This is a genomic window from Enterobacter sp. ECC-175 (assembly GCF_043968675.1).
Taxonomy (GTDB): Bacteria; Pseudomonadota; Gammaproteobacteria; order Enterobacterales; family Enterobacteriaceae; genus Enterobacter.
Genome location: NZ_CP143776.1, coordinates 1220945 through 1239270 on the forward strand (window position 1 = coordinate 1220945; position 18326 = coordinate 1239270).

Here is an 18326-nt window from a genome sequence, read left to right on the forward strand (position 1 = left end):
ATTATCTCCCGCTGCGCTATTTCAGCAGCTTGTCCAGCATGTTGATATCAGAGTTGTTGTGCAGGTGCGGCACGGTCCAGCCGTGCTGGTCGTACTCGGACATGCAGCGGTCGACCATCGCCATCATCTTGTCCATGTTGCCGGAGCTTTGCGCCTGGCGCAGGCACTGCAGGCGGATTTCGTCCTGGCTGCCGGAGTAGTTGATTTCGTACAGCTCGTGGCGACCGCCAAACTCGCTGCCGATGGCGTCCCACATCAGCTTCAGGATCTTGATGCGCTCGACGTGATCCATGCCGTTAGAGCCGCGCACGTATTTCGCCAGGTACTGGTCGATCTGCGGGTTGTTCAGATCGCGGACGCTGGACGGCAGGTAGATCAGCCCGGAGGTCACGTTACGCTCGATGATGTTCTTGATCTTGGCGTAGGCCATCGGCGCCATGACGCGGTAGGTTTGCAGCGCCGCGTGGTCCGGCAGGTACGCGCCGTTGACCCACGGCGTGGCCTCAGAGCACATGGAATCGCTCAGCGCCCAGAACATGTTGCGCCAGGCCACCACCTCGCCGAGATCCGCCTGCACGCCGCGGAACTCCAGGGTGCCGGTACATTCCAGGGACTTTTTCAGCAGGGCGGTGATGAAGTCGAGCTTGACCGCCAGGCGCACGCAGGCCTGCAGCGGATACATGCGGGCAAATCCGCCCTCCATCGTCCAGCGGCGGCAGCGGTCGAAGTCACGGTAGATCAGCACGTTTTCCCACGGGATTAGCACCTTATCCATCACCAGAATCGCGTCGTTTTCGTCGAAGCGGCTGGAGAGCGGGTAGTCGTACGGCGAGCCGGTCGCACCGGCCACCATCTCATAGGAGGCGCGGGAGATCAGCTTCACGCCCTCGGCGTCCATCGGGGCGACGAACATCAGCGCGAAGTCCGGGTTTTCGCCCATCACCTGCGCGGAGCCAAAGCCGATCATGTTGTAGTGGGTCAGCGCCGAGTTGGTCGCCACCACCTTCGCGCCGCTGACGATGATCCCGGCGTCGGTCTCTTTTTCCAGCTTGATGTAGACGTCTTTTACCTCGTCCGCGGGCTTATGGCGGTCAATCGGCGGGTTGACGATCGCGTGGTTGAAGTACAGGCCGGTTTCCTGAATGCGGGTGTACCAGCTACGGGCGTTTTGCTCGAACTGGCCGTAAAACGCAGGGTTCGCGCCGAGCGCGCAGCCAAATGCGGCTTTGTAGTCCGGCGTGCGGCCCATCCAGCCGTAGCTCAGGCGCGACCATTCGGCGATGGCGTCGCGCTGCTGGCGCAGGTCGTCGGCGCTTTTCGCCACGCGGAAGAACTTGTGGGTATAGCCGCCGCTGCCGGTGTCGGTGCCCCAGCACAGCGTGTCCTGCATCTCCGGCTTGTGCAGGGCATCGTACATCTGCGCGACGGACGCTGCCGCGTTGCGAAATGCCGGATGGGTGGTGACGTCCTTCACGCGCTCGCCGTAGATATAAATCTCGCGGCCGTCCTGCAGGCTTTTTAAATACTCTTCGCCGGTGAGCGGGCGTTTGGCATCTGCGCGGAAATCTTCAGGCTTCATAGGGACCTCGTTATCGGAATAGGGTTTGTTAAATTTATGTTTTGTATTTGTTGTTCAATTGAAGCCTGAGAGGGGCGGAACGTGAAGGGACGTTTGGGACAACGGCGGGTACTTTTCGCGAGAGATTGAGTTTTGTGATCGTTGTCCCCTCACCCCGGCCCTCTCCCCAAAGGGGCGAGGGTGCCATCGTTCCCTCTCCCCTTTGGGGAGAGGGTTAGGGTGAGGGGAAATTACGACACCGATACTTTCTGCGCCCGATATGCGCTCGGCGAGCAGCCCTCCAGCCGGTTAAAAAAGCGGGCGAAATAGGCCGGGTCCTTAAAGCCTAGCTGCCAGGCGATGTCGCTGACCGCGCTGTCGGAGAAAAGCAGCAGCCGCCTGGCCTCGCGCAGCTGCCTGTCGAAAATCAGCCGCTTCGGCGGGCGGTTGGCGAAGCGGCGGCAGATATCCGTCAGGCGGGATTCGGTCAGGTGCAGCTCGCAGGCGTAGTCTGGCACGGTCCAGTGCTGGTGGTAATGCACGTCAATCAGCTGGGTAAAGCGCTGGAACAGCTTCAGCTCGCCGCGCATGCCGCTCGCGGCGTGATCGTCGAGCTTTGCGTTGCGCAGCAGAAGGGTAAAGACCGCCTGCGCCAGCAGGACCAGCGTGTGCTCCCGTCCGGGCAACTGCCCGGTCGATTCGCGCGCGATCAGCTGCCAGTAGTGCTTCAGCGCCGCCAGCTCGTCCGGCTTATCCGCCAGCGAGAGGCAGATCCCCGGCAGGCCAAAGGTTTCCCGCGTGCCGGGGTAGAGCACCTCCAGCAGCGGCCAGATCAGATCCTCGCGCACCGTCAGCACGTGCCCGTCGCTGTCGGACTCGGTGATAAACGCGTGCGGCACCGACGGCGGCGTCAGGACGAACAGCGGCGCCTGCACCGAGTAGCGGTGATCGTCGAGCTGCAGCTCAATCTGCCCGGTATCGAGAAAATGCATCTGAAAATACTGGTCGTGGCGGTGCGCCTGCATGTCGCGGCCAAAAAAGGCCGCCATGCGGGCGAACGACTGATAATGCACGTCATCGGTGCCCAGGCTTTCGTCGTACTCCTTGCTGATATCAATGTTGGCGATAGGGCTCTGGCACATGGCGACTCCTTACGGCGTGGCGCGAGGACGCGAGGCGTTCATCGGGATAATCCAGATAATCACCGCGCCAATCACCAGCAGCGCGGCGACAAACCACAGGCCGCTGTTAAAGCTGCCGGTGACGTCTTTCAGCCAGCCAATCATGAACGGGCTGAGCGCGGAGCCAATGTTTCCGGTAGCGTTGATCGTCGCAATGCCGATCGCCCGTGCCCGCAGGCTGATGGACTGATCCGGCGTGGTCCAGAAGATCGCCATCGCGCTAAAGGAGCCGGTCGACGCCATCACGATCCCCAGCAGCTGGATCAGGTTGTGATCGGTCGCGGAGGCGAGCAGCCAGCCCGCAGCGGCAAAAAGATACGGCAGCGCGGTATGGTGCTTGCGCTCCTGGTGCCTGTCGGAATGGCGGCTCCAGTAGATCATCCCCAGAATCGTACACACCTGCGGAACGGCGGCCAGCAGGCCGATGGTGATATTGCTGCTGCCTTCGTTGAAGCTTTTCAGGATCTGCGGCGTCCAGATGCTGATCGCGCTAAGCGTGTTGGTCAGGCAGAAGTAGGCCAGGGTATACATCAGCACAATCGGGGTGAACACCTCGCGCCACAGGCTGCGCTGCTGCATGGCGCGGTGGCTCAGCGCGCCTTCCGGCTGCACCAGCGACAGCCGGTCGTTCTCCATCATCTCGTGCAGGCACTGTTTATCCTCTTCCGTCAGCCACTTCGCGCTGGCGGGTTTGTCGTCGAGATAAAACCAGACCATGATGCCCAGCAGCACCGACGGGAACCCTTCCAGCAGGAACAGCCACTGCCAGCCGCGCAGATCCAGCATGCCGTCCATCGACAGAATATAGCCGGAGACGATCGAGCCGAGCGCGGTGGTGACCGGCATCGCGATCATGAACAGGGCGTTGGCGCGGGCGCGGAAAAACGCCGGGAACCAGTAGGTTAAGTAGAGCAGGATGCCGGGCAGAAAACCGGCTTCGGTGATCCCGACCAGCATTCGCAGCACGTACAGGCTGTTGGGCCCGGTGGCGAACATGGTGGCGGTGGAGGCGATGCCCCACAGCACCATGATAGTGGCAATCCAGCGGCGCGCGCCGACGATGCTCAGCATGACGTTGCTCGGAATACCGAAAATCACGTAGGTGGCATAGAACAGCGTGGTGGCAAGGCCGAACATGGTGGCGTTAAGTCCGAGATCCTGGCCCATCGTCAGCCCGGCAAAGCCGATGTTGATCCTGTCCAGAAACGAAAAAATAAACAGCACGAACAAAAACACGATCAGGCGGCGGAACAGTTTGTTGATTACCGACTGCTGCCGCGCCGTCAGCTGCTTGTGCTGGTTCGCGGGATCGTGCCGATCCGGCAGTGCTGATGATGTGTCGCTCATTGTTGTTTCCTCTGATGGGAATTTTTGTAGGGTGAGGCTTGCTGCTGTTAATAGACGCTGGATTTCACCGCGCTGACGTGCGCGCCAAATCGTTCGGCGAGCGCTTCGGCGCTGCGGGCCAGCAGGGTGGTGTCGACGCCGACGGCGACAAACAGCGCGCCGAGGTCGAGATAGCGTTTTGCCAGCGCCTCGTTCGCCATCAGGATCCCCGGCGCTTTGCCCGCGCGGAGGATCTGCGCAATGGCTTGTTCAATGGCGGCCTGCACCTCCGGGTGCTGCGGATTGCCGGCAAAGCCCATGTCGGCGCTGAGATCCGCCGGGCCGATAAACACGCCGTCAACGCCATCCACGTCGAGGATCTGCGGCAGGTTTTTCAGCGCCTCGCGGGTTTCGATCTGCACCAGCACGCACATGGCGTCGTTAGCCTGCTGTAAATAGTCCGGAACGCGGTTCCAGCGCGACGCCCGGGCCAGCGCGCTGCCCACGCCGCGAATGCCCGCGGGCGGGTAGCGGGTGGCGCTGACCGCCAGCCGCGCTTCATCGGCGTTTTGCACCATCGGCACCAGCAGGGTCTGCGCGCCCACGTCCAGCAGCTGCTTGATCTGCACCGGATCGTTCCACGACGGGCGCACCACCGGCTGGCTGGGATAGGGCGCAATCGCCTGAAGCTGGGTTAATACCGTCTGTACGCTGTTCGGCGCGTGCTCCCCGTCGATCAGCAGCCAGTCGAAGCCTGCTCCGGCCAGCAGCTCCGCGCTGTAGCTGCTGGTCAGCCCCAGCCAGAGGCCGATCTGCGGCCTTCCGGCCCTGAGCGCGTCTTTAAATGCGTTTTGCATGGTCGTCTCCTAGACAAAGCGGCAGCTGATGGAGCCCATCGGGCCGTAATCCACGTGGAAGGTGTCGCCCCTGCTGGCGGGCACCGGGCGGGTAAAGGAGCCGCCGAGGATGATTTGTCCCGGCTCAAGCTGCACGTCGTACGGCGCGAGCTTGTTCGCCAGCCACGCCACGCCGTTCGCCGGGTGGTTGAGCACGCCTGCCGCAACGCCGGTTTCTTCGATGACGCCGTTGCGGTAGAGCAGGGCGGAGATCCAGCGCAGATCCAGCGCGTCGGGTTTAATCGGGCGGCCGCCGAGGATCACGCCCGCGTTGGCGGCGTTATCGGAGATGGTGTCGAAGACCTTGCGCGGGCGCTGGGTTTCCGGGTCAACGTTGTGACAGCGGGCGTCGATCAGCTCCAGCGCGGGGATCACGTAGTCCGTGGCGTTGTAGACGTCGAAGATCGTGCAGTCCGGCCCGCGCAGCGGTTTTGCCAGCACGAACGCCAGCTCCACCTCGATGCGCGGAACGATGAAGCGATCGACGGGGATATCGCCGCCGTCCTGGAAGAACATGTCGTCGAGCAGCGCGCCGTAGTCCGGCTCGCTAATCTGCGAGCTGGCCTGCATCGCTTTGGAGGTCAGGCCGATCTTGTGGCCCTTCAGCGTGCGGCCTTCGGCAATTTTCAGGCTGACCCACTCGCGCTGAACGGCGTAGGCGTCCTCGATGGTGATCTCCGGGTACTCCAGCGAGATCGCGCGGATCTGCTCCCGGGTTTGTTCCGCCTGATGCAGGCGCTGGGCGATCAGGGTGTGGGTGTGTTTGTCGAGCATGGCGATATCCTGTTGTCGTGTTTTCGCCCTCTCCCTGTGGGAGAGGTCCGGGGTGAGGGCATCTGGCCGCAGCGATTTTCCCTCACCCTAACCCTCTCCCAGAGGGAGAGGGGACAGATCGGCGCGATACGTTTTTCTCCCTCTCCCCGTGGGAGAGGGGACAGACCGAGCGCGGTATGGTTTTCTCCCTCTCCCCGTGGGAGAGGGCCGGGGTGAGGGCATCAGGCCGCAGCGATTTCCCCTCACCCTAACCCTCTCCCAAAGGGAGAGGGGACGGTTTTACTTAAACAACGCGTGCACGTTGTTCTGCTTAAAATTCAGCGTCGGGTGTAGCTCTTCGATTTCAAACGACAGCGCCAGATACCGGCTGTTCATCAGCGCTGCGAAATGATCTTTAATCAACGCAAACAGCATCTCGCCCACCTGCTGGCGGCTCTCCAGGCTGCGCCCGGCACCAATCTTCAGCGTCATATGCACGAAGGCGTAATCGTGCCTGCCGTCGGCCATCTGCCAGGTATCCAGCCAGTGGGCGCGGCTGCGGATGCCGCCGATGGGGAAGATGCCCGTTGCGGCCAGCGCCTCGTTCACTTTGGCGAACAGCCCCGGCAGGTCGGCCTGCTCGCGGATGTTGTCAGTACATTCAGCAATAAAGTGCGGCACGGTGGCTCCTTACGCGGGCAGCGGGAAAACGGCGTTGACCTGGCCGGTGCCGGAGCTGGCGAACAGCTCGGTGAGAAACTCCACCTTGCCGTCGTAGCGGTCCCAGCCGAGCATCCCCAGCAGCATCACCGTGTCGTGCATGTTGCCCTCGCCGTAGCAGTAGTCGGCGTACTCCGGCAGCATGCTGCAAAACTCCTTAAACTGGCCTTCGCGCCACAGCTTCACCACGCGCTCGTCCATCTGGCGGTCAAACTCGCGGGTGTAGCTGTTCATTCCTTCCTCGGCGCGCTGGTCGTCGATAAAGCGGTGGGACAGCGAGCCGCTGGCGAGCACCGCCACGGTGCCGTCGTATTTTTCGATAGCGCTGACGATGGCCTCGCCGAGCCTGCGGCTGTCGGCAAAGTCGTGAACCGTGCAGAACGCCGAAATGGAAACCACCTTGAAGTGCTTATCCGCGTTCATGTAGCGCATTGGCACCAGGGTGCCGTACTCCAGCTTCAGGCTCGGGATGTTGTGCGCCTTGGCGCGCACGCCGAGCTTCACCGCCTCGTCGGCAATCAGCTGGCCCAGCTCCGGGTTGCCGTCGTAGTCGTAGGTCATGTCGCGGATAAAGTGCGGCAGCTCGTTGCTGGTGTAGACGCCTGAAAAATGGTCCGCGCAGTTGATGTGGTACGCGCTGTTCACCAGCCAGTGGGTGTCGAAGACGATAATGGTATCGACGCCCAGCTCGCGGCAGCGCTTGCTAATCTCTTTATGCCCGTCGATGGCCGACTGGCGGCAGCCGTGGTTTTTGCCCGGCAGCTCGGAGAGATACATCGACGGAACGTGGGTGATTTTTGCTGCTAACGCTAGCTTGCCCATATCAGACTCCCCATTTTGGAATTGGATGGTCGCCCATGGAGATACAGACGTTTTTCATCTCCGCAAACACCTCAAAGCTGTACTCGCCGCCCTCGCGCCCGGTGCCGGAGGCCTTCACGCCGCCAAACGGCTGGCGCAGGTCGCGCACGTTCTGGGTATTCACAAACACCATGCCGGCTTCGATGTTGCGCGCCAGGCGCAGCACCTTGCTGACGTCCTGGGTCCAGATGTAGGACGCCAGGCCGTACTCCACGTCGTTCGCCAGCCGCAGCCCTTCCGCTTCGTCCTTAAACGGCAGCAGGCAGGCCACCGGCCCGAAGATCTCCTCCTGCGCCACGCGCATGCGGTTGTCGACGTCCGCCAGCACCGTTGGGCGCAGGAAGTTGCCGCCGCGAAGGTGCGCGGGCAGATCGGTCGGTTTGTCCGGCCCGCCCGCCAGCAGGGTTGCCCCTTCCTCGATGCCGAGGCGGATATAGCCGGACACTTTCTCCCAGTGCTGTTGGCTTATCAGCGCGCCAACCTGGGTGTTCGGATCGGTCGGGTCGCCCACGCGCAGGCGGTTAGCGCGCTCGGCAAAGCGCCTGACGAACTCCGGGTAGATGCTCTGCTGGATGAAGATGCGCGAGCCCGCGGTGCAGCGCTCGCCGTTGATGGAGAAGATGGTGAAGAGGGCGGCGTCCAGCGCGCGCTCGATGTCGGCGTCTTCAAAAATCAGCACCGGGGATTTGCCGCCCAGCTCCATGGAATACTTCTTCAGCCCGGCGTTTTTCATGATGTTGCGCCCGGTGGCGGTGCCGCCGGTAAACGACACGGCCCGCACGTCGTGATGGCGCACCAGCGCGTCGCCCGCCGTCGCGCCGTAGCCCTGCACCACGTTCAGCACGCCCGCCGGAATGCCCGCTTCGAGCGCCAGCTCGCCCAGGCGGTCGGCGGTCAGCGGGGAGAGTTCAGACATTTTCAGCACCGCGGTATTGCCGAGCGCCAGGCACGGCGCGACCTTCCAGGTGGCGGTCATAAACGGCACGTTCCACGGCGACACCAGCGCGCAGACGCCGACCGGCTGCACCAGGGTGTAGTTCAGCATCTTGTCGTCGACCGGGTAGGTTTTGCCGTTCATCTGCTGGCACACCTCGGCGAAAAATTCGAAGTTGTGCGAAGCGCGCGGGATCAGCACGTTTTTGGTCTGGTGGATCGGCAGGCCGGTGTCGGCGGTCTCCATGGCGGCGATCTCGGGCACGTTCTGGTCGATCAGGTCGCCCAGGCGGCGCATCAGGCGCGCGCGCTCCTTCATCGGCAGGTTGGCCCATTTCGGGAACGCCTCTTTCGCGGCGGCAACGGCCTGGTGAATTTCCGCTTCGCCGCCGGAAGCCACTTCCGCCAGCACCTCGCCGGAGGCGGGGTTGGTGGTGTGGAAGTACTCGCTTCCGGCCACGTTTTTACCGTTGATCCAGTGGTTAATCTTTTTCATTTTGCCGTCTCCTCACTCACAATTCGATTCACCAGGCGTCCCACGCCTTCCACTTCCACCACCACCTCATCCCCCGGCACCACGTCGGACAGCCCCTTCGGCGTGCCGGTGGCAATCATGTCGCCCGGTTGCAGGGTCATAAACGCGCTCAGGTATGAAATCAGGAACGGGATGCTGAAGATCAGATCCGCCGTGGTCCCAAGCTGCCGCAGCTCGCCGTTGACGAAGGTGCGCAGAGTCAGGTTGTGCGGGTCGGGAATGGCCGCTTTCGGCACCACGTTCGGGGCAATTGGCGTCAGCCCGTCGCGGCTTTTCACCCGCAGGTTCGGGCGGTAGTAGTTTTCGAGATAGTCGCGGATGGCGTAGTCGTTGCAGACCGTGTAGCCCGCGACGTAGTCCATTGCCTCGGCTTCACTGACGTTGCGCGCGGTTTTACCGATCACCACCACCAGCTCGGACTCGTAGTGCATGTAGTCAACGTTGTCCGGGCGGACCGACGTCTGGTTATCGCCGTTGAAGGTGTTGGGCGCTTTGATGAACACCAGCGGCTCGGTAGGCGGCTTGAAGTCCAGCTCGCTGGCGTGATCGGCATAGTTCAGGCCGAGGGCGAACAGCGTCGGGTTCGGATGTGGGCCCTGAACGATAGCGACCTCGCGCTCATCGACCACCGGGTTTTCCAGCGGCGGGAAGCCCTTCGCCAGCACGCGCACGCGATCGCCCGGGCGGATCTCAACGCGGCTTTGCGGGGTGCCGAGCAGGATCGCATCGCCCGGACTCAGGGTGGCGAACTCGCTCAGGGCGCTTAGCAGCTCGGCGGCACTGCGGTGCAGGTCGGCGGTGTTCCACCGGTCGGCCTCGCGGCCGTTGATTTCGGTGATGATGGTCAGGCTATCCACACTGCTGACCGCGGCCAGCTCCCCCAACGGACAAAATCCGTCGCGGCATTTGGCCTTAATCGCCGGGCGATAGAAGCTCTCTTCCGGCAGGCTGATTTCGTTCGCCAGCGCGTATCCGGCGATGTACTCCGCCGCGTCCTGTGCGCGCACCTTGCTTGCCGTTTTACCGACCACCAGCGCGACGGTGGCACCGCTTAGCACCGTTTCTCCCTGCGGAAACGGAATAGGGTCACCCGCGCGAATGACGGTGTTATGGGGCTTGATAAACCAGACCGCCGTTTTCGGCGGCGCGTTGTAGGGGGCCTTTGTGAAAGCGTCACCCCACGCCGCCAGCTGGCTTTGATGGTTTAACGCAACGGCAAAAACGGTACCTTTCATCCACATACTCCTCAGCCGGTTATCGAGGCCGTGATTTCATTAATATGTTAATGATCTGGTTTTAAGCTTTTGCTGGTTATTTCGCAATCAGAAGTGAAAAATTTGTGATATGAATAACAATAAATTTACATCATGTTTTTTATGTCTATAAAAAACAGTAGGTTAATTAAAATGTGTGATTTCTGTTAGACTTTTTAGCGTAAAATGGGTTGTTTATAAAACCAGCGCTTATAGATTGTTTATGTATTAATGAATTTTGGGGTGGCTATGCATGACTCTTTAACCATCGCGCTGCTGCAGGCGCGGGAAGCGGCGATGTCTTACTTCCGGCCCATCGTGAAGCGGCATAACCTGACCGAGCAGCAGTGGCGCATCGTGCGGGTGCTGGCGGAAAACCCGTCGATGGATTTTCACGATCTGGCGTTTCGCACCTGTATTTTGCGCCCCAGCCTGACGGGCATTCTTACCCGCATGGAGCGTGACGGACTGGTGCTGCGCCTGAAGCCGGTGAACGACCAGCGCAAGCTGTACGTGTCGCTGACCAAAGCGGGCAATACGTTGTATGAGCACGCTCAGGCGCAGGTGGAAGAGGCGTATCAGCGCATTGAGGCGGAATTCACGCCGGAGAAAATGCAGCAGCTAACGGCGCTGCTGGAGGAATTTATTACGCTGGGGAATCGGCAAAATGCAGAGCCAGAAGAGTTGGATTAATCATCACTTTTAGTACGATTTTCGTAAAGTTTTCTCCTTCCAGGCCGAAAATTCTGTTATCTGTCTGATGGAAAGTGAAAACATGTTAAATCGTATCAAGATTGTCACCAGCTTGTTGCTGGTTTTGGCCATTTTTGGCCTGCTTCAACTGACATCCGGTGGTCTTTTCTTTAATGCACTCAAGCATGACAAAGAGAATTTCACCGTCCTGCAAACCATTCGCCAGCAGCAATCCACGCTGAACGGCAGCTGGGTGGCGCTGCTGCAAACCCGTAATACCCTCAACCGCGCGGGCATCCGCTACATGATGGATCAGAGCAATATCGGCAGCGGCGCGACCGTTTCCGACCTGATGCAGATTGCGTCGGCGTCCCTTAAGCAGGCGGAGAAAAACTGGGCGGATTACGAAGCCCTGCCGCGCGACCCTCGCCAAAGCGATGCCGCCGCGCTGGAGATTAAGCGCAACTACGATATCTACCACGGCGCGCTGGCCGAGCTGATCCAGCTGCTGGGCGCGGGCAAAATCAACGCCTTCTTCGACCAGCCGACCCAGAGCTATCAGGACGGTTTTGAGAAACAGTACGTCAGCTACCTGCAGCAGAACGACGCGCTGTATCAGAAGGCGGTAGAAGACAGCAACAGCTCTTACAGCCAGGCTATCTGGGTGCTGATTAGCGTGCTGGTTGCCGTGCTGGTGGTGATTATCGCCGTCTGGCTGGGCATTAAGCAGGCGCTGATTTCGCCGCTGAACCGCCTGATCGACAGCATTCGCCACATCGCCAGCGGCGACCTGGTGAAGCGCATCGACGTGGACGGCAGCAACGAAATGGGCCTGCTGGCCGATTCTCTGCGCCACATGCAGGGCGAGCTGGTGCGCACCGTGGGCGACGTGCGTAACGGAGCGAACGCCATCTACAGCGGCGCGAGCGAAATTTCGATGGGCAACAACGATCTCTCTTCTCGCACCGAGCAGCAGGCCGCCTCTCTGGAAGAGACCGCTGCGAGCATGGAACAGCTGACCGCCACCGTGAAGCAGAACGCCGAGAACGCCCGCCAGGCCAGCAACCTGGCCCTGAGCGCGTCGGAAACCGCGCAGAAAGGCGGTAAGGTTGTCGATAACGTGGTGCAAACCATGCGCGATATCGCCGGCAGTTCCCAGAAGATCGCCGATATTATCAGCGTGATTGACGGCATTGCCTTCCAGACCAACATCCTTGCGCTGAACGCGGCGGTAGAAGCGGCGCGTGCGGGCGAACAGGGGCGCGGCTTTGCGGTCGTGGCCGGTGAAGTGCGCAACCTCGCACAGCGCAGCGCCCAGGCGGCGCGCGAGATTAAGAGCCTGATTGAAGATTCCGTGGGCCGCGTCGAGCTGGGCTCGACGCTTGTCGAGAGCGCCGGTGAAACGATGGGTGAAATCGTGAATGCGGTAACCCGCGTCACCGACATCATGGGCGAAATTGCCTCTGCGTCCGACGAGCAGAGCCGCGGCATCGACCAGGTGGGTCTGGCGGTGGCCGAGATGGATCGCGTAACCCAGCAAAACGCCTCGCTGGTGGAAGAATCCGCCGCCGCTGCCGCGGCGCTGGAAGAGCAGGCGAGCCGCCTGACGCAGGCCGTTGCGGTGTTCCGCATTCAGCAGGAGCAGATGAAGGCGCGCGAGCTGGCGGCTGCAAAAAGCGTTGTCTCTCCGGTGATGTCGCGTAAAGCGGCAACCGCCGACGCGGGCGACAACTGGGAAACCTTCTAATCCCGGGCGTTGTGCCGGGGGCGGCGATGCCTTACCCGGCCAACGATTCGGAGAAATGCTCTAATTAACCAAGAGGCAGGCGCATGGCGCAGCGCGTTTCAAACGCGAAGCCGTGCGCGGCCTCTTCTTCCCTTTTCTGACGCAGCTCAGGCGTGAGCGCAGTGACGAATTCAAACCCCAGCCGCGCGTAAAACGGCGCATTCCACGGCACGTCACGAAACGTCGTCAGCGTGAGCGACGTCAGCCCCGCTGAGCGCGCATGGTCCGCCGCGCAGGCGATAAGCTGCCGGCCAATTCCCTGTCCCTGCCAGTCGAGATGCACCGAAAGCTCCACGATAAACAGCGACGAAGAGTGCGCTTCCGTGAGGATAAACCCCACGGGACGGTCGTTCGCCAGCGCCAGCCAGCTGTATCCCCGTTCGGCGTAGTCGCGATGCTGTTCAGCAGAGATGACGTCTCCGTCGGCCAGCCACGCCAGTTCAGGAGAGTCGCGAAAACGCTGGCCCGCCGCGCGCTCGATGGCGGGCAGGCAGGCAACGTCATGCTCTGTGGTGGGGCGGAATGTGATGTTCATGGCGCGAGTATAGCGTTACTCCGAGCAGATCAGCACCGGAGAGTAAAAATTGCTGATCACCAGCGCGTCTTCCGGGGTGCGCTCTATCGTCAGGAGCCTTTTATTGCCCTGCGCCAGGCCCGCGACGTATTTTTCAAACACCCCTGGCGGCATAGCGTCATGGCTAAAACGCTCCACTTTTTGAATCACAATCTCATACAGTTCGCCCTCTACGTGGCGCCATTTGAACATCTCCTGGCGGGAGACCTCCCAGCTGCGCTGCGCATTCACCACGCTGCCGTTTAGCGTGATGTACCCCGTTTTGTCGGGATGAAACCGCATGATGATCTCGCCGTCGAACGTGAAATCATGGCTGTCTCGACGGTCGGAAAAGGTCAGGTTTCCGTCGCAGGCCACCGACAGCGGAGGCGTGTGAAAGTACCACGCCAGCGCGGCGCCCAGCAGCAGCAGGTTGAGGATGAGGATTAGCCAAACTTTTTTGTGTCTCATATCACCACTCGTAATAGTAAAGCGTACGACAGGCGCTGGCTTTACCCTCCGTGAGGGAGCATTGGGAGAGCACCACCCGCCCTTCGTGGCCGTAGAAAAGCGTTCTCTGAATGTGCATGTAGAAAATCGAGTTTTTCAGGCACGGAAGATGACCGTCCTGCTGAAGCGTCTGCGCCAGCCCAATCGCCCTCTCATGGAAAACGTCCGCCAGCGGCATAAAGGTGTAGACCGGACAGGCGCCAATATGGGTCAGCAGATGGACCTCGCGCTTCTGGCCTGCCGGCTTGATTGCCGCTATCCAGATGCACAGCGCAACGACCGCCAGCGTGAGCGCACCGCAGAACAGCACGTCCGGACGCACCCGCCGTGAGGATGTCGCCGTTTCGGCTGCCGGGTGCGGCTCGTCCAGCGCGGTGACCGTGACGTCTGCGCTGAGCATAAAGCCCGTTTTAGGCACGGTGACGATAAACAGCACGTCGGGAAGCAGGCTTGCCAGCAATTTGCGTAAAATGCTGACGTACTGGTTTAGCGAATTGTTCGACCCCTGCAGCCCGCGTCTGTCCCAGACCTCGTGAAGAAGCGTTTCTCGTTCGACCACGTTCCCATGATGCTGCACCAGCAGCTTCATGATGGTATTGGCCGTGCAGGTGAGGATCTGCGCATCCTCATCCGGCGCATTAATCAGAGAAACAGAACCGTCCTCGTCATTGTAGACGAGGGCGTCAGCAAGCAGGTATTTCATAATGTGTTGTAATACAGACAGAGATAACGAATAAAAGAATAGGCCTTTCGCCTGATGAAGCAGAACTGTTGGCTATTTTAGCGTCATTGTTACCGATAACATTGATCCAGACGGGATTTTTCGCTGTTTAATAAGTCAGGGTGATTATCACATCATCACTGAATTCCCCCGTGCCGCTCAGGGGCTGCGCCGGGACCTCTCCGTAGACGGTATAATTCTGCATGCCGCCTGCGGGGTTGATGACCTGCATCGCATCGCCGCTGCTTAGGTCGCCCCAGCGTTGGGTGGTCCCCGCATCCTGCCAGAGGCCGTAGCGCAGGCACTTGCCTTCATCGTTGCACAGCTGTCGCTGATTGCCGCTGGCATGATTGCCTTTTCCCATCGCGAGCGTGAACGCGGTTCCGGCTGGGCAGCGCGTGGTGAGGGTGGCGGTGGAGCGCGTCGGGCGCAGGGTAGCGGTGCTGCTCAGGGTGCCGAAGTTAAGCGGCGTCACGCGCTCGATGTAGCATCCCTGGCTGATTTCGGCCTGCGCGTTGGTGCCGCCCTGCACTTTTTCCCCTTCTGCGGAACCGTCCGAGCAGTTTTGCAGCGCATCCTGACGCATGGCGCTGTGCCAGGCGATGCGCAGATTCATGTTGTAGTTGTAATAGTGGTATGCCGGAAGCTGGCTTTGCCCTGACGGTATGGTGGCAATAAGCGGAAAGCTGCCGCTGACGTTGGCATTGCTATCCGCGGCCAGGGTCTGCTGAATCAGGTTCCCGCTGCTGGCTGGCCCTAGCTCCTGAGCGCGCGCTGTGCCGTTAAGCAGGCGGAAGAGAAGGGTGTACTGTTTCCCCTCCTGGTCCCCCGGCGAGATCATCTGAAAGGGCGGGGCGTCGATGCTGCTGAGGCAAACGTTGATGTACTCTGTCGCCCCGAGATTATCCGCCTGACAGCTAAATTTTACCTCGGTGTTGACGGAGGTGGTATTGCCCGCCACGACGTTGCCAAAGTTAATGGCGGGCGTGGAGGTTATCCAGCACTCTGCGGCCATCACCTTAATGGACAGGACGATCAGCAATAATAACGGCACTCTTAATGACACAGTTGTTCTCCGATATTCTGTATGGATGACGCGGTACGCGGCGCGGGAAGCGTGACCCGGCACTCTCCCTCACCGGTTTTCACCACCAGTTGACCCGGCAGGGGTGGGTCTTCAAGCCAGATAAACCCGTCGCGTCCCACGATGGTGGTGCCGTGTGGCGTTGAAACGATGCTGCCCAGCGGGAGCGGCGTGCCGCGGCTGTCGACCAGCCTGGCCTGAACCGTCACGGCGTGATGGACGTTGAAATCGACTTTTACCGCGCTGCTGTTACCCGGCCTGGCATACATGTCGGTGACGGGGGCGATGACATCGGCAGGCAGGTCGAGCGGGTTAATGCTGACTTTGCTGTTGTGGTAGCGCGGCAGGTCGGTCAGTAGGATATAACCGTCCTCATCGGTTTCGCCTGCCGGGCGATTTTCCAGCATCACCGGCACGTGCCCGATACCGCGCGTTGAGACCAGCGCTAAGCCCTGCTCGCTGTAGCGCAGGGGGTGCAGGCTGTGATCCAGCAGCGTCAGGCTGCCTTCGGCAGAGGCGTACTGATTGCTCGCGTTTGCGCTTTTCTCCAGCCCAACATGCCACTCTCCGGCGTGGCCCAGATAGCCCACGTCACCATACGTTTCCCGGCGTTCGCCAACGTTTTGCCCAAGTTGCCACGACCAGCCGCCTGTCTGGTCGTCTGGCTGGTGGCGATAGTCCATTCGCGGCGAATCCTGGTTCGCCTGGAGCGAGAGGGTGTTCTGGCGCCCAAGAGGGACCGAGAGCAAAAGCTGAACGTTGCTCGACGAGTCCGTAAACGCGCGGGTATAGCTCAGCGTGGCGGAAATATGCGCCGGTAGGGTAACGGACCAGGAGGCGTTGAAATAGCGTTGTTTATTGCCCTGTATGTCTTGTTCCACCCAGCCCAGGCCTGGCGTACCCAGGTGTGAGAATGAATGGCTTAACCACACGCTATCGCTGCGCCTGACGGGCACGGCACCGCTCATGCGGGCATTATCGGCGAACGCAGGATCGGTACGCACGGTGCTGGCAGAGATGCTCGTCCCGCCGCCGTTCCATTGCCAGCCAAGACCCCACTGTGTCCCCTGACCGTATGGGCTGTCGCTCACCGCGACGTGTTGGCTGACAATGCCGGCGTTTGGGGATATCAGCCAGTCAATCCCCGTTCCGATATTGCGCAGTTTGTGCTGCTGCTCCGTATGTAGCGCCAGCGTCAGCTGGTTGTTGACCCCATAGCGCCAGCCGGCGTCGAGCATCGGCGACGCGGCGTAGTCGTCGGAGCGCTGGGCGTAGTTTTGCCGCATCCAGCCGATGTCCAGAGAGCCGCTGCTAAGCCCTTCGGCCAGCATTCCCGGTGCCCCGTATACATCAAGCTGTACGGTACGACGCTGGCCGTTGATATCGGTAATGACCAGCTGCGCCTGTCCGCTTCCGGTGAAGGTGGGTAGAGCATCCAGCGTAAACGCCCCCGGCGTGACGCGCTGGCTGCTCTCCCTGAGCCCGTCAATGTAAAGATCGACCGTTGAAGGCAGGACCGCCGTGTCGCTGTAGCGGCTACGCGGTTCGGTGTTGAGATGGGGATCGAGTTCGAAATTACGCGCCCAGTGCAGGCCCCCAAAGCGGACCTGCCGACTCCAGCGCGTGCCCGTGGTGATGCTGTCGCCCAGCGCCAGGGTGGTCAGCGAATCGGTGTTGTCCCACTGCCAGCGGGATTCAAGACGCGTATGGGTGGGCCGGGCGGCGCTGTTTTCCTCTCCGGCATGGCTTGAAAAGCTGCTGCTAAGCGTCCCGGGCAGCACCCCGGACGCGGTCCACTGGGTCTGGGCATTCAGCTGGCGCTTTCCCTGAGCATTGCTGGCGTAGAGAGCGTAGCCGAGCGTAAATGCGCTGATGGGCTGGGCTTCGGGATAGGCATATTGCTGGGGCGATTTTTCGAGCGTCAGATGCTGCTGCCCCTCGAGCGCCTTTGCCTCGGCCGTAATCGACACCTGCTGGGCAAGCAGGTCAATATCAACCTTCAGGCCCGGCAGGGCCGTCAGTTCAACCCATCCGCCGTGGTTATCTGGGGCGCGGAGCCCCAGTTTTTTGACGTCGCTGTCGCTAATCCACAGCGTATCTTCCACCACCCGGCAGGCCCATAGATCGCCCCGCGGGGCGCGATTCACGGTGATGGCCAGCCATTGCACGGTGTCGGCGGCACCATCAGCGCGGGCTGACAGCATCAACGGTAGCCAAAGCAGGAGCGCGATAAGCGAGAGGGCGCAGGGGTATCTGGCTGGCATGGAGGTCATCGTTGAGGTAGACGCGTAACGCGCTGAGCGTATGGCGTGGTGCTTGCTTAAGTTTCACCAGAGCGGTCTGTCCGGGCAGTACATAGCCCGCCAGGCCTTTAACCGATCCCGCAACCTGCCCACTGGCCGTCAGGGCCTCAAGATGGCTTAGGCGAATATGGCTTTTTCCGGCGTTATAGCATCGGATAACCGCCGGGCTGTCTGCCTGTTCACAGCTCAGGGCATCGCGACCGGCGGGGCTATTCTGGGCACCGGCAATAAACACCGGAATCGAATAGCGCAGCAGGAAGTGCACGCCGTTGGGATTGGCCGAATGGGAAGGGCTATCCGGCAGCTCATCAATGACCAGCCGGTAGCTTTGCTCTTGTTCACGGATGTCTGGCTGCATGACGATAATGCGGACCAGCTGTTGCTGGCCCGGCGCCAGCGCGGTCATCGCCGGGCTGCTGACGACCTTATCGGTGGCGACCAGGACATCCTGACCGTTTTTCTGTGTCCATTCGTATACCCGTAACTGTGCATGAATGGCCGTTTTTCCACTGTTGGTGAGGGTGACCGCTGCCGCTCTTTGATCGCTTTGCATACCAAGCGTGACGGGGGCCACCTGCAGCGTGGCGGCCAGCGCGTAGCGTGACAGCAGCGCCAGCGTCAGGATCCACAGAATGAGGCAGGGAAAATAACGACGCACGA

General features: G+C 60.9%; 17 protein-coding genes. 2 read left to right on the top strand and 15 right to left on the bottom strand.

Features of this window, described 5'->3' with window-relative positions; all coding sequences use genetic code 11:
- Nucleotides 1-16 precede the first annotated feature (16 nt).
- The 9 genes from hpaB to hpaG form a co-directional block, all read right to left on the bottom strand.
- Nucleotides 17-1579 (bottom strand): 4-hydroxyphenylacetate 3-monooxygenase, oxygenase component, encoded by a 1563-nt coding sequence (hpaB, locus tag V1599_RS05740; protein ID WP_395301178.1) that lies wholly within the window; start codon nucleotides 1577-1579, stop codon nucleotides 17-19.
- A 230-nt stretch (nucleotides 1580-1809) separates the two neighbouring features.
- On the bottom strand, nucleotides 1810-2700 hold the full coding sequence (gene hpaA, locus V1599_RS05745; RefSeq protein ID WP_395301179.1) for a 4-hydroxyphenylacetate catabolism regulatory protein HpaA: 891 nt from the start codon (nucleotides 2698-2700) through the stop codon (nucleotides 1810-1812).
- Nucleotides 2701-2709: 9 nt separating this feature from the next.
- The gene (hpaX, locus tag V1599_RS05750) at nucleotides 2710-4086 is read right to left on the bottom strand and encodes a 4-hydroxyphenylacetate permease (RefSeq protein ID WP_395301180.1); all 1377 of its coding nucleotides are present in this window, start codon (nucleotides 4084-4086) and stop codon (nucleotides 2710-2712) included.
- A gap of 47 nt (nucleotides 4087-4133) precedes the next feature.
- Entirely contained in the window at nucleotides 4134-4922 is a 789-nt protein-coding gene (hpaI, locus tag V1599_RS05755; protein WP_297121098.1) for a 4-hydroxy-2-oxoheptanedioate aldolase, read from the bottom strand.
- A 9-nt stretch (nucleotides 4923-4931) separates the two neighbouring features.
- Nucleotides 4932-5735, bottom strand: a complete 804-nt coding sequence (gene hpaH, locus V1599_RS05760; RefSeq protein WP_395301181.1) for a 2-oxo-hept-4-ene-1,7-dioate hydratase — start codon at nucleotides 5733-5735, stop codon at nucleotides 4932-4934.
- Between the two features lie 279 nt (nucleotides 5736-6014).
- On the bottom strand, nucleotides 6015-6395 hold the full coding sequence (locus tag V1599_RS05765) for a 5-carboxymethyl-2-hydroxymuconate Delta-isomerase (RefSeq protein ID WP_112010992.1): 381 nt from the start codon (nucleotides 6393-6395) through the stop codon (nucleotides 6015-6017).
- A 9-nt stretch (nucleotides 6396-6404) separates the two neighbouring features.
- A complete protein-coding gene (hpaD, locus tag V1599_RS05770) occupies nucleotides 6405-7256 on the bottom strand; it encodes a 3,4-dihydroxyphenylacetate 2,3-dioxygenase (RefSeq protein WP_112010993.1) in 852 nt (283 codons plus the stop codon).
- Nucleotide 7257: 1 nt separating this feature from the next.
- On the bottom strand, nucleotides 7258-8724 hold the full coding sequence (gene hpaE, locus V1599_RS05775; protein ID WP_297121088.1) for a 5-carboxymethyl-2-hydroxymuconate semialdehyde dehydrogenase: 1467 nt from the start codon (nucleotides 8722-8724) through the stop codon (nucleotides 7258-7260).
- Nucleotides 8721-9998: a 4-hydroxyphenylacetate degradation bifunctional isomerase/decarboxylase gene (gene hpaG / locus V1599_RS05780; RefSeq protein ID WP_395301182.1), complete on the bottom strand. Its 1278-nt coding sequence runs from the start codon at nucleotides 9996-9998 to the stop codon at nucleotides 8721-8723. The genes hpaE and hpaG overlap by 4 nt, the downstream gene beginning before the upstream one ends.
- 267 nt (nucleotides 9999-10265) lie before the next feature.
- On the opposite strand from hpaG, the gene hpaR reads away from it, so the two are divergent.
- Both hpaR and tsr read left to right on the top strand, forming a co-directional pair.
- On the top strand, nucleotides 10266-10709 hold the full coding sequence (gene hpaR, locus V1599_RS05785) for a homoprotocatechuate degradation operon regulator HpaR (RefSeq protein WP_112010996.1): 444 nt from the start codon (nucleotides 10266-10268) through the stop codon (nucleotides 10707-10709).
- Between the two features lie 82 nt (nucleotides 10710-10791).
- Entirely contained in the window at nucleotides 10792-12456 is a 1665-nt protein-coding gene (tsr, locus tag V1599_RS05790) for a methyl-accepting chemotaxis protein (RefSeq protein ID WP_112010997.1), read from the top strand.
- Nucleotides 12457-12520: 64 nt separating this feature from the next.
- On the opposite strand, the gene V1599_RS05795 is transcribed toward tsr, so the two are convergent.
- From V1599_RS05795 to V1599_RS05820, 6 genes are all read right to left on the bottom strand, one after another.
- Nucleotides 12521-13030 (bottom strand): GNAT family N-acetyltransferase, encoded by a 510-nt coding sequence (locus V1599_RS05795; protein WP_395301183.1) that lies wholly within the window; start codon nucleotides 13028-13030, stop codon nucleotides 12521-12523.
- 15 nt (nucleotides 13031-13045) lie between these two features.
- The gene (locus V1599_RS05800; protein WP_297121077.1) at nucleotides 13046-13519 is read right to left on the bottom strand and encodes a FidL-like protein; all 474 of its coding nucleotides are present in this window, start codon (nucleotides 13517-13519) and stop codon (nucleotides 13046-13048) included.
- Nucleotide 13520: 1 nt separating this feature from the next.
- Entirely contained in the window at nucleotides 13521-14261 is a 741-nt protein-coding gene (locus tag V1599_RS05805; RefSeq protein WP_395301184.1) for a transcriptional regulator, read from the bottom strand.
- Nucleotides 14262-14388: 127 nt separating this feature from the next.
- Nucleotides 14389-15345, bottom strand: coding sequence for a spore coat U domain-containing protein (locus tag V1599_RS05810; RefSeq protein ID WP_395301185.1), 957 nt, complete (start codon nucleotides 15343-15345; stop codon nucleotides 14389-14391).
- The gene (locus V1599_RS05815; protein WP_395301186.1) at nucleotides 15336-17627 is read right to left on the bottom strand and encodes a fimbria/pilus outer membrane usher protein; all 2292 of its coding nucleotides are present in this window, start codon (nucleotides 17625-17627) and stop codon (nucleotides 15336-15338) included. The genes V1599_RS05810 and V1599_RS05815 overlap by 10 nt, the downstream gene beginning before the upstream one ends.
- The gene (locus V1599_RS05820) at nucleotides 17548-18324 is read right to left on the bottom strand and encodes a molecular chaperone (protein ID WP_395301187.1); all 777 of its coding nucleotides are present in this window, start codon (nucleotides 18322-18324) and stop codon (nucleotides 17548-17550) included. Before V1599_RS05820 ends, V1599_RS05815 begins: the two co-directional genes overlap by 80 nt.
- Nucleotides 18325-18326: the final 2 nt, after the last annotated feature.